The organism is Thalassospira indica, assembly GCF_003403095.1.
Lineage (GTDB): Bacteria > Pseudomonadota > Alphaproteobacteria > Rhodospirillales > Thalassospiraceae > Thalassospira > Thalassospira indica.
Map to the genome: position 1 here is coordinate 1,899,217 of NZ_CP031555.1, position 12,005 is coordinate 1,911,221.

24 protein-coding genes are annotated in these 12,005 nt (G+C 55.3%); all 24 read left to right on the forward strand.

Features of this window, described 5'->3' with window-relative positions; all coding sequences use genetic code 11:
• The first annotated feature begins 11 nt into the window (after positions 1 to 11).
• Positions 12 to 728 carry a 50S ribosomal protein L3 gene (gene rplC, locus DY252_RS08885; RefSeq protein WP_008892174.1) on the forward strand — a complete coding sequence of 239 codons (717 nt, stop codon included), beginning with the start codon at positions 12 to 14 and terminating at the stop codon, positions 726 to 728.
• A 5-nt stretch (positions 729 to 733) separates the two neighbouring features.
• Positions 734 to 1,354 (forward strand): 50S ribosomal protein L4, encoded by a 621-nt coding sequence (gene rplD / locus DY252_RS08890; RefSeq protein WP_008892175.1) that lies wholly within the window; start codon positions 734 to 736, stop codon positions 1,352 to 1,354.
• The gene (locus DY252_RS08895) at positions 1,351 to 1,653 is read left to right on the forward strand and encodes a 50S ribosomal protein L23 (RefSeq protein WP_008892176.1); all 303 of its coding nucleotides are present in this window, start codon (positions 1,351 to 1,353) and stop codon (positions 1,651 to 1,653) included. The genes rplD and DY252_RS08895 overlap by 4 nt, the downstream gene beginning before the upstream one ends.
• 4 nt (positions 1,654 to 1,657) lie before the next feature.
• Positions 1,658 to 2,485, forward strand: coding sequence for a 50S ribosomal protein L2 (gene rplB, locus DY252_RS08900; protein ID WP_008892177.1), 828 nt, complete (start codon positions 1,658 to 1,660; stop codon positions 2,483 to 2,485).
• Between the two features lie 16 nt (positions 2,486 to 2,501).
• Positions 2,502 to 2,780 (forward strand): 30S ribosomal protein S19, encoded by a 279-nt coding sequence (gene rpsS / locus DY252_RS08905; RefSeq protein WP_008892178.1) that lies wholly within the window; start codon positions 2,502 to 2,504, stop codon positions 2,778 to 2,780.
• Between the two features lie 2 nt (positions 2,781 to 2,782).
• Entirely contained in the window at positions 2,783 to 3,163 is a 381-nt protein-coding gene (gene rplV, locus DY252_RS08910; protein WP_008892179.1) for a 50S ribosomal protein L22, read from the forward strand.
• Positions 3,163 to 3,849, forward strand: a complete 687-nt coding sequence (gene rpsC, locus DY252_RS08915) for a 30S ribosomal protein S3 (protein WP_008892180.1) — start codon at positions 3,163 to 3,165, stop codon at positions 3,847 to 3,849. The genes rplV and rpsC overlap by 1 nt, the downstream gene beginning before the upstream one ends.
• 12 nt (positions 3,850 to 3,861) lie before the next feature.
• The gene (gene rplP, locus DY252_RS08920) at positions 3,862 to 4,281 is read left to right on the forward strand and encodes a 50S ribosomal protein L16 (RefSeq protein ID WP_008892181.1); all 420 of its coding nucleotides are present in this window, start codon (positions 3,862 to 3,864) and stop codon (positions 4,279 to 4,281) included.
• Between the two features lie 6 nt (positions 4,282 to 4,287).
• Complete coding sequence (gene rpmC, locus DY252_RS08925) at positions 4,288 to 4,488, forward strand: 50S ribosomal protein L29 (protein ID WP_008892182.1); 201 nt, start codon at positions 4,288 to 4,290, stop codon at positions 4,486 to 4,488.
• A 26-nt stretch (positions 4,489 to 4,514) separates the two neighbouring features.
• The gene (rpsQ, locus tag DY252_RS08930) at positions 4,515 to 4,748 is read left to right on the forward strand and encodes a 30S ribosomal protein S17 (protein WP_008892183.1); all 234 of its coding nucleotides are present in this window, start codon (positions 4,515 to 4,517) and stop codon (positions 4,746 to 4,748) included.
• Positions 4,749 to 4,782: 34 nt separating this feature from the next.
• Positions 4,783 to 5,151 (forward strand): 50S ribosomal protein L14, encoded by a 369-nt coding sequence (gene rplN, locus DY252_RS08935; RefSeq protein WP_008892184.1) that lies wholly within the window; start codon positions 4,783 to 4,785, stop codon positions 5,149 to 5,151.
• The gene (gene rplX / locus DY252_RS08940; protein ID WP_008892185.1) at positions 5,151 to 5,468 is read left to right on the forward strand and encodes a 50S ribosomal protein L24; all 318 of its coding nucleotides are present in this window, start codon (positions 5,151 to 5,153) and stop codon (positions 5,466 to 5,468) included. Before rplN ends, rplX begins: the two co-directional genes overlap by 1 nt.
• 11 nt (positions 5,469 to 5,479) lie before the next feature.
• On the forward strand, positions 5,480 to 6,019 hold the full coding sequence (gene rplE / locus DY252_RS08945; protein ID WP_008892186.1) for a 50S ribosomal protein L5: 540 nt from the start codon (positions 5,480 to 5,482) through the stop codon (positions 6,017 to 6,019).
• Positions 6,020 to 6,032: 13 nt separating this feature from the next.
• On the forward strand, positions 6,033 to 6,338 hold the full coding sequence (gene rpsN / locus DY252_RS08950; RefSeq protein ID WP_008892187.1) for a 30S ribosomal protein S14: 306 nt from the start codon (positions 6,033 to 6,035) through the stop codon (positions 6,336 to 6,338).
• A 12-nt stretch (positions 6,339 to 6,350) separates the two neighbouring features.
• Entirely contained in the window at positions 6,351 to 6,749 is a 399-nt protein-coding gene (gene rpsH / locus DY252_RS08955) for a 30S ribosomal protein S8 (RefSeq protein WP_008892188.1), read from the forward strand.
• Positions 6,750 to 6,761: 12 nt separating this feature from the next.
• The gene (gene rplF, locus DY252_RS08960) at positions 6,762 to 7,295 is read left to right on the forward strand and encodes a 50S ribosomal protein L6 (protein ID WP_008892189.1); all 534 of its coding nucleotides are present in this window, start codon (positions 6,762 to 6,764) and stop codon (positions 7,293 to 7,295) included.
• A gap of 11 nt (positions 7,296 to 7,306) precedes the next feature.
• The gene (gene rplR / locus DY252_RS08965; protein ID WP_008892190.1) at positions 7,307 to 7,660 is read left to right on the forward strand and encodes a 50S ribosomal protein L18; all 354 of its coding nucleotides are present in this window, start codon (positions 7,307 to 7,309) and stop codon (positions 7,658 to 7,660) included.
• A gap of 11 nt (positions 7,661 to 7,671) precedes the next feature.
• Positions 7,672 to 8,247: a 30S ribosomal protein S5 gene (rpsE, locus tag DY252_RS08970; protein ID WP_008892191.1), complete on the forward strand. Its 576-nt coding sequence runs from the start codon at positions 7,672 to 7,674 to the stop codon at positions 8,245 to 8,247.
• A gap of 6 nt (positions 8,248 to 8,253) precedes the next feature.
• Positions 8,254 to 8,448 (forward strand): 50S ribosomal protein L30, encoded by a 195-nt coding sequence (gene rpmD, locus DY252_RS08975; protein WP_007091489.1) that lies wholly within the window; start codon positions 8,254 to 8,256, stop codon positions 8,446 to 8,448.
• Between the two features lie 29 nt (positions 8,449 to 8,477).
• Positions 8,478 to 8,963, forward strand: a complete 486-nt coding sequence (gene rplO / locus DY252_RS08980) for a 50S ribosomal protein L15 (protein WP_008892192.1) — start codon at positions 8,478 to 8,480, stop codon at positions 8,961 to 8,963.
• Positions 8,964 to 9,043: 80 nt separating this feature from the next.
• On the forward strand, positions 9,044 to 10,390 hold the full coding sequence (gene secY / locus DY252_RS08985) for a preprotein translocase subunit SecY (RefSeq protein WP_064790745.1): 1,347 nt from the start codon (positions 9,044 to 9,046) through the stop codon (positions 10,388 to 10,390).
• 29 nt (positions 10,391 to 10,419) lie between these two features.
• On the forward strand, positions 10,420 to 11,064 hold the full coding sequence (locus tag DY252_RS08990; protein WP_008892194.1) for an adenylate kinase: 645 nt from the start codon (positions 10,420 to 10,422) through the stop codon (positions 11,062 to 11,064).
• A 119-nt stretch (positions 11,065 to 11,183) separates the two neighbouring features.
• Entirely contained in the window at positions 11,184 to 11,552 is a 369-nt protein-coding gene (gene rpsM / locus DY252_RS08995; protein ID WP_008892195.1) for a 30S ribosomal protein S13, read from the forward strand.
• 15 nt (positions 11,553 to 11,567) lie between these two features.
• Positions 11,568 to 11,960: a 30S ribosomal protein S11 gene (gene rpsK, locus DY252_RS09000; protein ID WP_008892196.1), complete on the forward strand. Its 393-nt coding sequence runs from the start codon at positions 11,568 to 11,570 to the stop codon at positions 11,958 to 11,960.
• Positions 11,961 to 12,005: the final 45 nt, after the last annotated feature.

Sequence of the window (12,005 nt, forward strand, 5' to 3'; positions counted from 1 at the left end):
AGTAAGCCGCAATGCGTAGTGGACTTATTACCCAGAAGGTCGGTATGACCCGCGTCTTCAACGACGACGGTTCCCACCTTCCTGTAACCGTTCTGAAGGTCGAAGATCTTCAGGTTGTCGCCAACCGTACCAACGACACCGACGGCTACGTCGCTGTTCAGCTTGGTTATGGCAAAGCGAAAGTGAAAAACGTATCCAAGCCGATGCGTGGCCACTTCGCCAAAGCCAAGGTTGAGCCGAAAGCCAAACTTGCTGAATTCCGCGTGAGCGAAGATGGCCTGATCGAAGTTGGTGCAGAACTTGCTGCAACCCATTTCGTCGAAGGCCAGTACGTTGACGTAATCGGCACGTCCATCGGTAAAGGTTTTGCCGGTGCGATGAAGCGTCACAACTTCGGTGGTCTGCGTGCGTCGCACGGTGTGTCTGTGTCGCACCGTTCGCATGGTTCCACCGGTCAGTGCCAGGACCCGGGCCGCGTCTTCAAAGGTAAGAAGATGGCTGGTCACCTCGGTGCCGCACGTGTAACCGTTCAGTCCCTTAAAGTCGTGTCTTCGGACGCCGACAAAGGCCTGATCCTGGTGCATGGTGCCGTTCCGGGTCACAAGGGTGCCTATGTCCTTGTCAAGGATGCCGTGAAGCGTGCTGCACCGGAAGGTCTGCCGTTCCCGGCCGCGCTCAAGGGTGCTGCCCCGGCCGCTGAAGAAGCTGTCGCCGAGGATAAGGAATAAGCATCATGAAGCTCGACATTCTCAAACTTGACGCTTCCAAGTCCGGTAAGATTGATCTTGCAGAAGACATCTTTGGTCTGGAAGTACGTCGTGACGTCCTGCACCGCATGGTGAACTGGCAGCTGGCAAAACGCCGTGCCGGTACCCACAAGGTAAAGGAAAAGTCCGAAGTTTCCGCAACCACGAAAAAATTCGTGCGTCAGAAGGGTAGTGGCGGTGCACGTCACGGTTCCCGTAAAGCCGCACAGTTCCGTGGTGGTGGTACCGTGCACGGTCCGCGCGTTCGCGACCACGCACACGATCTGACCAAGAAGTTCCGTAAACTCGCGCTGAAAACCGCTCTGTCGGCTAAGGCAAAAGACGGTAAGCTTATCGTTCTTGATAATGCGGAATTCTCGGACGCCAAAACCAAGAATCTGGTCGCAGTTTTCAATAAACTCGGCTGGAAGTCTGCACTGATCATCGACGGTGCGCAGGTCAACGAAGGTTTTGCACGCGCAGCGCGCAACATCCCGCAGGTTGATGTGCTCCCGCAGATTGGTGCTAACGTCTATGACATCCTGCGCCGTGACACCCTGGTGCTGACCAAGGGTGCGGTCGAAGCGTTGGAGGCACGTCTCAAATGACGATCATCAGCAAAGAGCGGATGTACGAAGTCATCCGCGCCCCGCATATCACTGAAAAGTCGACGCTGATTTCTGAACACAACGCAGTTGCGTTCAAAGTTGCGATCGACGCCACCAAGCCGGAGATTAAGGCTGCTGTGGAAGGTCTGTTCGGGGTGAAGGTCAAGGCGGTCAATACCTCTGTGGTAAAAGGAAAGACCAAGCGTTTTCGCGGTATTTCCGGTCGTCGGAGCGATTTCAAGAAAGCGATGGTGACCCTCGAAGAGGGCCAGTCCATCGATGTGACTACGGGAATCTAAGACAATGGCTTTGAAGAAGTTTAAACCAACCTCTCCTGGTCGCCGTCAGCTGGTTCTCGTGGATCGTTCTGATCTCCACAAGGGCAAGCCGATCAAAGCGTTGACCGAAGGTCTTCGCAAGAAAGGTGGCCGTAACAACACTGGTCGTATCACCGCCCGCCGTATTGGTGGTGGTCACAAACGTCGTTACCGTCTCATCGACTTCAAACGTACCAAGTTTGACGTCGTCGGTACCGTCGAGCGTTTGGAATATGATCCGAACCGTACCGCGTTTATCGCACTGGTTCGCTATTCCGACGACGAGCTGGCCTACATCCTCGCACCGCAGCGTCTCGCTGTCGGCGACAACGTTGTTGCCGCTGAACGCGTAGACATTAAGCCGGGTAACGCCGCACCGCTGAAGAACATTCCGGTCGGTACCATTGTCCATAACGTCGAACTGAAAGCCGGTAAAGGTGGTCAGGTCGCACGTTCAGCAGGCTCGTATGTACAGCTTGTTGGTAAGGACCAGGGTTACGCCCAGCTTAAGCTGTCCTCCGGTGAGGTACGTTTGGTTCGTGGTGAATGCATGGCTACCATTGGTGCCGTGTCCAACCCGGACCATCAGAACTCGAACCTTGGTAAAGCCGGCCGTAATCGCTGGCTTGGCAAGCGTCCTTCGGTTCGTGGCGTTGCCATGAACCCGATCGATCACCCGCATGGTGGTGGTGAAGGTCGTACGTCGGGTGGTCGTCACCCGGTTACGCCGTGGGGCAAGCCTACCAAGGGCAAACGTACCCGCTCGAACAAAAAGACCGACGCGCTCATCATGCGCCGTCGTCACAAGAGCTAACGGAGGAGGCTAGACTATGGCGCGTTCCGTTTGGAAGGGTCCGTTTGTTGACGGATACCTTCTTAAGAAAGCCGATACTGTCCGTGCCTCAGGCCGGAATGAGGTAATTAAGACCTGGTCGCGGCGTTCGACGATTCTGCCGCAATTCGTAGGCCTCACCTTTGGGGTTTACAATGGCCAGAAATTCCTGCCGGTGCTCGTGACCGAAGATATGATTGGTCACAAGTTCGGTGAATTCTCGCCGACCCGTACCTACTATGGTCACGCGGCCGACAAAAAGGCGAAGAGGAAGTAACGATGGGTAAGAAAGCTGACATCCGTCGGCTGGCGGATAACGAGGCCGCGGCTTCGCTCCGGGCAGTACGCATTTCCCCGCGTAAGCTCAACCTCGTCGCCGAGTCGATTCGTGGTATGAAGGCAGAAGCTGCTTTGGCAGAGCTGACCTTCTCCAATAAACGCATTTCGCAAGACGTCAAAAAGCTGCTGGAATCGGCAATCGCTAATGCCGAAAACAACCATCAGCTCGATGTTGACCGTCTCTATATTAAAGAGGCATCTGTTGGTAAGGCCTTCGTAATGAAGCGCTGGCGCGCCCGTGCACGCGGTCGTGTTGGCAAAATCATTAAGCCGTTCTCCAACATGCGCATCGTCGTTTGCGAACGTGAGGAGGCCGAGTAATGGGTCAGAAAATTAATCCGATCGGTCTGCGCGTTGGCATTAACCGTACCTGGGATTCCCGCTGGTACGCCAACAAGGCCGATTTCGCTGGTCTTCTTCACGAAGATCTCGCGATCCGCAATTTCATCTTCGACCGTCTGAAACAGGCGGGTGTATCGAAGGTGATTATCGAACGTCCGGCGAAGAAAGCCCGCATTTCGATCCACACCGCTCGTCCGGGCGTTGTGATCGGGAAAAAAGGCCAGGACATCGAGAAGCTCAAGAACGATCTGCAGAAACTGGCAAATGCCGAAGTGCAGGTTAACATCATCGAGATTCGCAAGCCGGAACTCGATGCCAAGCTGGTCGCTGACAACATCGCCCAGCAGCTTGAGCGCCGTGTTTCGTTCCGTCGCGCTATGAAGCGCTCGGTTCAGAACGCAATGCGTCTCGGTGCCGGTGGCATTCGTATTAATGCTGCTGGTCGTCTTGGTGGCGCAGAAATCGCCCGTACCGAATGGTACCGTGAAGGTCGCGTTCCGCTGCATACCCTGCGTGCGGACGTTGATTATGGCACTTCGGAAGCACACACCACCTACGGTGTTTGCGGTCTGAAGGTCTGGATCTTCAAGGGCGAAATCATGGCACATGATCCGTTGGCTTCTGAGCGTCGCGCTCTCGAGTCGGCTGGTTCCGGTCGTAAGTAAGGAGATCCCGATATGCTTTCTCCGAAACGTACAAAGTTCCGCAAAGCCCACAAAGGCCGCCTCAAAGGCGAAGCCAAGGGTGGTACCGAACTTAATTTCGGCGCTTATGGCTTGAAAGCCATGGAGCCGGAGCGTATAACGGCGCGTCAGATCGAAGCGGCTCGCCGCGCGATCACCCGCCACATGCGCCGTCAAGGCCGTGTGTGGATTCGCGTTTTCCCGGATCTCCCGGTCTCGCAGAAGCCTGCCGAAGTCCGTCAGGGTAAAGGTAAAGGCTCGCCTGAATATTGGGCGGCACGCGTTAAACCGGGTCGGATCATGTTTGAACTCGACGGTGTTCCGTTGGATCTTGCACGCCGTGCTTTCGAGCTGGCAGCGGCAAAATTGCCGATCAAGACCAAGTTTGTCACCCGTCTTGGTGAAGGGGAGTAATTAGTGATGAAAATTGCTGATCTCCGCGCTAAAAGCGCTGACGAACTGAAGCAGCTGCTTCTGGACCTGCGTAAGGAATCGTTCAATATGCGTTTCCAGCAGGCTTCGGGGCAGTTCGAGAACACTGCGCGGGTCCGCCAGGTCCGTCGTGATATTGCCCGCATTAAAACCCTTCTCGGTAACGAGAAGGGTGCAACCGCGGCCTAACTGGACACGCAGAGGAGTAGACACACATGCCGAGGCGTGTATTGCAGGGGACAGTCGTTTCGACCAAAAACGACAAGACCGTGGTGGTCCGAGTGGAGCGCCAGGTCATGCACCCGCTGTATAAAAAGTACGTGCGTAAGTCGAAGAAATTCCACGCGCACGATGAAGAGAACCGCTTCAAAACGGGTGACGTTGTTCGCATTCGCGAATGCAAACCGATCTCGAAGTTGAAGTCTTGGGAAGTAGTGGTCGAGGAGTGAGTCCTCAGCCCAATCATAGTCAAGGGGTAAACCCATGATCCAGATGCAGTCCAATCTGGACGTCGCCGACAACAGCGGCGCTCGCCGCGTCCAGTGCATCAAGGTGCTGGGCGGCTCGAAGCGCAAAACCGCCAACGTTGGTGATGTTATCGTGGTTTCCGTCAAGGAAGCCATTCCGCGCGGTCGCGTAAAGAAGGGTGCAGTTCACAAAGCTGTCATCGTTCGCACCGCAAAGGAAATTCGTCGTGCCGATGGCTCGGCGATCCGCTTTGACCGCAACGCTGCCGTTCTCATTAATGCGAACGGCGAGCCGATCGGCACGCGTATTTTTGGCCCGGTAACCCGTGAACTTCGTTCTAAAGGTTACATGAAGATCATTTCGCTCGCTCCGGAGGTGCTGTAATGGCTGCCAAGATTAAAAAGGGCGATCGCGTCGTTGTTCTGACGGGTAAAGACAAAGGGAAAACCGGCGAAGTTCTCGCCGCTTTCCCGACCGAGAACAAAGTTCTGGTTTCGGGCATCAACCTGGTGAAACGTCACCAGCGCCCGACCGGTGCTGATGCTGGTGGCATCGTCGAAAAGGAAGCAAAAATTGCTGTTTCCAACGTCGCGATTGTTGACCCGAAAGAAAACAAGCCGACCCGCGTCGGTTTCAAGACCCTCGATGATGGTCGCAAGGTTCGCGTAGCGAAGCTCAGCGGCGAAGTCATCGACAACTGAGGGACGGAAAAATGACGCGCCTGCGCGAACATTACAAAGAAGTGGTGCGTGACGCACTCCAGAAGGAGTTCTCCTACGAGAACACCATGGAGATTCCGCGCCTCGAGAAAATCGTGATCAACATGGGTGTCGGCGACGCCACCCAGGATCGTAAGAAGCTGGAAGGTGCTGCTGCGGATCTCGCTGCTATCACCGGTCAGAAGCCTGTCTTCACCAAAGCGAAAAAGTCCGTTGCGGCTTTCAAGCTGCGTGAAGGTATGAACATCGGTTGTAAAGTGACCTTGCGTCGCGACCGTATGTTTGAGTTCTTGGACCGCTTGGTCACCATCGCGCTGCCGCGCGTTCGTGACTTCCGCGGCCTGAACAAAAAATCTTTCGATGGTCGTGGCAACTTTGCCATGGGCTTGAAAGAACAGTTCGTCTTTCCTGAGGTAGAGTACGACAAAGTCGACTCTGTTCGCGGGATGGATATCATCATTTGTACCACGGCTAAGTCCGACGATGAAGCTCTCGCCCTTCTTAAGGGCTTTGATCTTCCGTTCGGAAACTAACGGAGGTTGGCCCATGGCCAAGAAAAGCGCTGTAGAGCGTGAACTCAAACGTGAACGCCTGGCAAAAAAATATGCTGCCAAGCGTGCCGCCCTTAAAGCGGTTATCGCAAATCGCGAGACGACCCCTGAGGATCGTATCGTTGCTGTGATGAAACTCGCCCAGCTGCCGCGTAACTCGGCTCGTATCCGTCAGCGTATTCGCTGCCAGATCACCGGTCGTCCGCGTGGTGTCTATCGCAAATTCCGCCTGTCCCGTATCGCGCTTCGTGAACTTGCTTCACGTGGTCAGATCCCGGGCATGGTGAAGTCGAGCTGGTAAGGAGGACATCACATGTCGATGACTGATCCAGTCGGTGATATGCTCACGCGTATCCGTAACGGCCAGCGCGTTGGTAAATCCAGCGTCGTTTCGCCGGCTTCGAAACTGCGTACCGGTGTGTTGGATGTTCTCCAGCGCGAAGGTTATATCCGCGGTTACAATGTTAATGAAATTCGCAAGGGCGTCAGCGAAATCACCATCGAACTCAAATATTTTGAGGGTGATGGCGTGATTAAGCAGATCGACCGCGTCTCGACCCCGGGTCGTCGTGTATATTCGAAGATCAAAGATCTTCCGAAGGTATATAACGGTCTGGGCATCGCAGTCCTGTCCACTCCGCGAGGGGTTCTATCGGATCAGGAGGCTCGCGAGCAGAATGTCGGCGGCGAAATCCTCTGCAAGGTATTCTAAGGAGGGCCAACGATGTCGCGAGTAGGAAAAAACCCGGTGGTCGTGCCTAACGGCGTTACCATCACCTTGACCGAAGAGCAGATCAGCGCAAAAGGCAAGCTCGGTGAGCTTAACTTGGCTTTGACCTCGGACGTATCCGTCACTCAGGAAGATAACCAGATCTTCGTGAAACCTAAAAACGATAGCAAGCGCGCACGTGCCCTTTGGGGTACCACCCGTGCCAATATCGCGAACCTCGTTACCGGGGTTTCGGAAGGGTTCACCAAGAAACTGGAAATCACCGGTGTTGGTTACCGTGCGCAGGTTCAGGGCAAAAACCTGGTTCTGCAGCTTGGCTTCTCACATGACGTAGAAATGGAGATCCCTGCGGGTCTTAACGTCGTTGCTGAAAAGCCGACCCTCGTCGCCATTTCTGGCGCAGATAAACAACTCGTTGGTCAGTTCGCTGCGAATGCACGCGGCTGGCGCGGTCCGGAGCCTTACAAAGGCAAGGGTGTCCGCTACGAAGGCGAGTATATCTTGCGCAAAGAAGGCAAGAAGAAGTAAGGACAGGCACGATGAAAAACGTGAGAAGCCTATTCGAACGCCGCAAGCGTCGCGTTCGTTTTGCGATCCGCCAGAAAGCGGCCGGTCGCCCGCGCCTCAGCGTGCACCGTTCGAACGCCCACATCTATGCTCAGATCATCGACGACGTCAAAGGCACCACCTTGGTGGCTGCTTCGACCATGGAGAAAGATCTGAAGGCGAAAGGCAGCAATGCCGACGCCGCTGCTCTGGTTGGCAAGGCAATTGCCGAGCGCGCAGTCAAAGCTGGTGTGAAAACGGTCGTTTTCGATCGTGGCGGGTATCTGTTCCATGGCCGGGTGAAAGCTCTGGCCGATGCCGCCCGTGAGGGCGGTCTGGACTTCTAAGGAGCACGACCATGGCACGTAACCAGAATCAACAGCAGCAGGCGCCGAAAGCCCGTGAAGAAAACGAACTCGTCGACAAGCTGGTTGGTATCAACCGCGTCGCGAAAGTCGTTAAGGGCGGCCGTCGCTTTGCTTTCTCCGCAATGGTAGTTGTCGGTGACCAGCGCGGTCGCGTCGGATACGGCACGGGTAAAGCCCGTGAAGTTCCGGAAGCGATCCGTAAGGCCACCGAAGCTGCTAAACGTAACATGATCCGCGTTCCGCTGCGTGAAGGCCGTACCCTTCACCATGATACGCAGGGCCATTTCGGTGCAGGCAAGGTTATCCTTCGCTCCGCTCCGGCTGGTACCGGTATCATCGCAGGCGGTGCGATGCGTGCGGTTTTCGAAACCATGGGCGTTCAGGACGTTGTGTCCAAATGCACCGGTTCGAACAACCCGCACAACGTGATCCGCGCAACCCTTGACGCTCTGGTCAACGGTGCTTCCCCGCGTCAGGTCGCTGCTAAGCGTGGCCTGAAAGTCGGTGACGTCGTTGCCCGTCGCGATAGCGGTTCGGCTGCTGCCGCCGTTCTCGAAAAGGAGTAATTCGATATGGCTGCTAAGAAAAAAGCGACCGTACGCGTTACCCAGACGGGTTCGCCGATCGGACGTCCGGCTGATCAGCGCCAGACCCTCGTTGGTCTTGGCCTGAACAAACTGCACCGGACTCGTGAGCTGGAAGATACTCCGGCTGTTCGCGGTATGATCGCAAAGGTCAAACACCTCGTCCGTGTGGACGAGGCTTGATTGACCCCAGATCGAAAAGGTGTTGAACGATGAAACTCAACGAACTCGCCGATAACCCGGGTGCCCGCAAGGCGCGCACCCGCGTCGGTCGCGGCATCGGTTCGGGCAAAGGCAAAACTTCTGGCGCAGGTCAGAAGGGTCAGAAGTCCCGTTCGGGTGTAGCCATCAATGGCTTCGAAGGTGGGCAGATGCCTATCTATCGCCGTCTTCCGAAACGCGGCTTCAAAAACCCGTTCAAGAAACAGTTCGGCGTTGTGAACCTTGGTACCCTTCAGACTGCTGTTGATAACGGCGTTCTTGAAGAAGGTGCAAATGTCACCGTCGCTGTTCTTGCGGAAAAAGGTCTGGCTCGTCCGCAGAAAGACGGTCTGCGTCTTCTTGCCAAAGGCGAACTGAAAGCGAAACTGAACATCGAAATCTCCGGTGCTTCCAAAGCAGCTGTCGAAGCTGTCGAGAAAGCTGGTGGTTCGGTCAAGGTTCTTGCTCCGGTCGCTGCTGCAGAATCCGCAGAATAAGCCTAAATTGACTTCGAGAGGGTCCGGTTCCAGTACACGGGACCGGACCCTCCAGTTTATGTGTATTGGGAGATGAGTGCATGGCATCGGCCGCCGAGCAGCTTGCCGCGAACCTGAATTGGTCCGCTTTTTCAAAGTCGACCGAGCTTAAAAAGCGTATTTGGTTCACTTTGGGCGCGCTTATTGTTTACCGCCTTGGAACCTATATTCCGGTTCCGGGTGTCGACCCGTCCATTCTTGCTGACATTTTCCGTCAGAATGCGGGCGGTGTTCTGGGCATGTTTGACATGTTCGCCGGTGGTGCGCTGGGTCGTATGACGATCTTTGCGCTGAATATCATGCCGTACATCTCGGCCTCGATTATTATTCAGTTGATGACGACTGTTTCGCCAACCCTTGAGCAGCTCAAGAAAGAAGGCGAACAGGGTCGCAAAAAGATTAACCAATATACCCGCTATCTGACGGTGTTGATTGCAACGGTGCAGGCGTGGGGCATTGCCGTTGGTCTTGAAAGCATGACCGGTTCAACCGGTGCTGCTGTTCCGGATCCGGGCATGTTCTTCCGCATTACCGCGGTGATCACCCTTGTTGGTGGCACCATGTTCCTGATGTGGCTTGGTGAGCAGATCACCCAGCGCGGCATTGGTAACGGTATTTCGCTGATCATTTTTGCCGGTATTGTTGCCGGCCTGCCAAGCGCGATTGCAGGCACCCTTGAACTGGGTCGTACCGGTGCGATCTCTGCACTGGTGATCGTTGCAATCATCGTTCTGGCAATCGCAGTTATCGCTTTCATCGTCTTTGTTGAACGTGCGCAGCGCCGCGTTCTGATCCAGTACCCGAAACGCCAGGTCGGCATGAAGGTCATGGAAGGTCAGAGCTCGCACCTGCCGCTCAAGATCAACACTGCCGGTGTTATTCCGCCGATCTTCGCAAGCTCGCTGCTGCTCATGCCGCTGTCGGTTGCCCAGTTCACCACCGGTGTTGATGCCCCGGCCTGGTTGACGACTGCAACGGCACTGCTTGGCCGTGGTCAGCCGCTTTATATTGCGCTTTATATCGGTTTGATCGTCTTCTTTGCCTTCTTCTACACCGCGGTTGTTTTCAACCCGGAAGATACGGCAGACAACCTGAAGAAACATGGTGGCTTTATTCCGGGCATTCGTCCGGGTAAAAATACAGCCAACTATCTGGATTTCATTCTGACCCGTCTGACGGTGATCGGTGCAGCGTATCTCGCATTCGTCTGTATCCTGCCGGAACTGCTGATCGCGGAATGGTCTGTTCCCTTCTACTTTGGTGGGACTAGCCTCCTGATCGTTGTCACGGTAACCATGGATACCGTTGCGCAGGTTCAGTCTCATATGCTGGCTCATCAGTATGAAGGCCTGATCAAGAAATCCAAACTGCGTGGTCGCCGCCGTTAAAGGCGACCACCGCATTCAGGGGGAAGACGATGAACATTATCCTTCTTGGCCCTCCCGGCGCAGGGAAAGGTACCCAGGCCAAGCGTCTTGAAACAGGACGCGGCATGATCCAGCTCTCGACGGGCGACATGCTCCGCGCGGCGGTTGCTGCTGGCACGGAACTGGGGCAGAAGGCAAAGGAAGTCATGGATGCGGGCCAGCTCGTATCCGACGATCTCATGATCGGTCTGATTTCCGAACGACTTGACCAGGATGATACCAAGGGTGGTTTCATTCTGGACGGGTTCCCACGCACCACCGCCCAGGCAGAAGCTCTGGACGAAATGCTGGAATCCAAGGGACTGGCACTTGATTATGTGATTGAACTGCGTGTTGACGATGCAGCACTGGTGGCCCGTATTGTTGGCCGCTATACCTGCGCGAAATGCGGGCAGGGCTATCACGACGAGTTCCAGAAACCCGCCAAGGAAGGTGTCTGTGACGTATGTGGCAGCACCGAATTTAAACGCCGTGCGGACGACAATGCCGAGACGGTCACTTCGCGACTGGAAGCTTATCACAAGCAGACAGCACCGATCATTCCTTACTATGAAAAGGTCGGTAAGCTGAAAACAGTTGACGGGATGGCTGAAATCGACCAAGTTACGCGCGAGATTGAAGCCATCCTGGGGTAATTTCCCGGGCAGGGCGTTTTTTTGCTGGCGGGTTGGCAGTAATGCTGGCCCGCTTTTGCAGCGTCCTACCCTACCGGATCTGCCCCTGGGTTTGTTAACAGGAAACAGGAGTTCACATAGTGGCTCGTATTGCTGGCGTAAACATCCCGACCGCTAAGCGTGTCGTGATTGCGCTTACCTACATCACCGGTATTGGCCCGGCTAAAGCCAAAGAAATTTGCGCAAAGGTCGGAATCGAATCCGCAACCCGCGTTCATCAGCTTTCTGATGACCAGGTTCTGAAGGTTCGTGAAGTCATCGACGCTGATTACACCGTCGAAGGCGACCTCCGTCGTGAAACCGCAATGAACATTAAACGTCTGATGGACCTGGGCAGCTATCGCGGCCTGCGTCATCGTCGCGGTCTCCCGGTACGCGGTCAGCGTACCCACACCAACGCTCGCACCCGTAAGGGCCCGGCTAAGCCGATTGCTGGCAAGAAGAAGTAAGGTAGGGGAACGACAATGGCGAAGACTCCTCAGACTCGCGTGCGTCGCCGCGAGCGCAAGAACATTACGAACGGTATCGCGCACGTAAACGCGACCTTCAACAACACCATGATCACCATCACCGACGTACAGGGAAATACCATTTCCTGGTCGACCGCTGGTGGTATGGGTTTCCGCGGTTCGCGTAAATCGACTCCGTATGCTGCACAGATGGCTGCCGAAGACGCAGGTAAAAAAGCTGCTGAACACGGTATGAAAACCCTCGAAGTACAGGTTAAAGGCCCGGGTTCGGGACGTGAATCTGCACTGCGTGCGCTTCAGGCTGTCGGTTTCACCATTACGTCGATCAAAGACGTAACGCCGATTCCGCACAACGGTTGCCGTCCGCGTAAACGTCGTCGCGTCTAATCGCGTCGATCCTTGCGGACGACCCCGCGTTTGGGCCCGGGATGA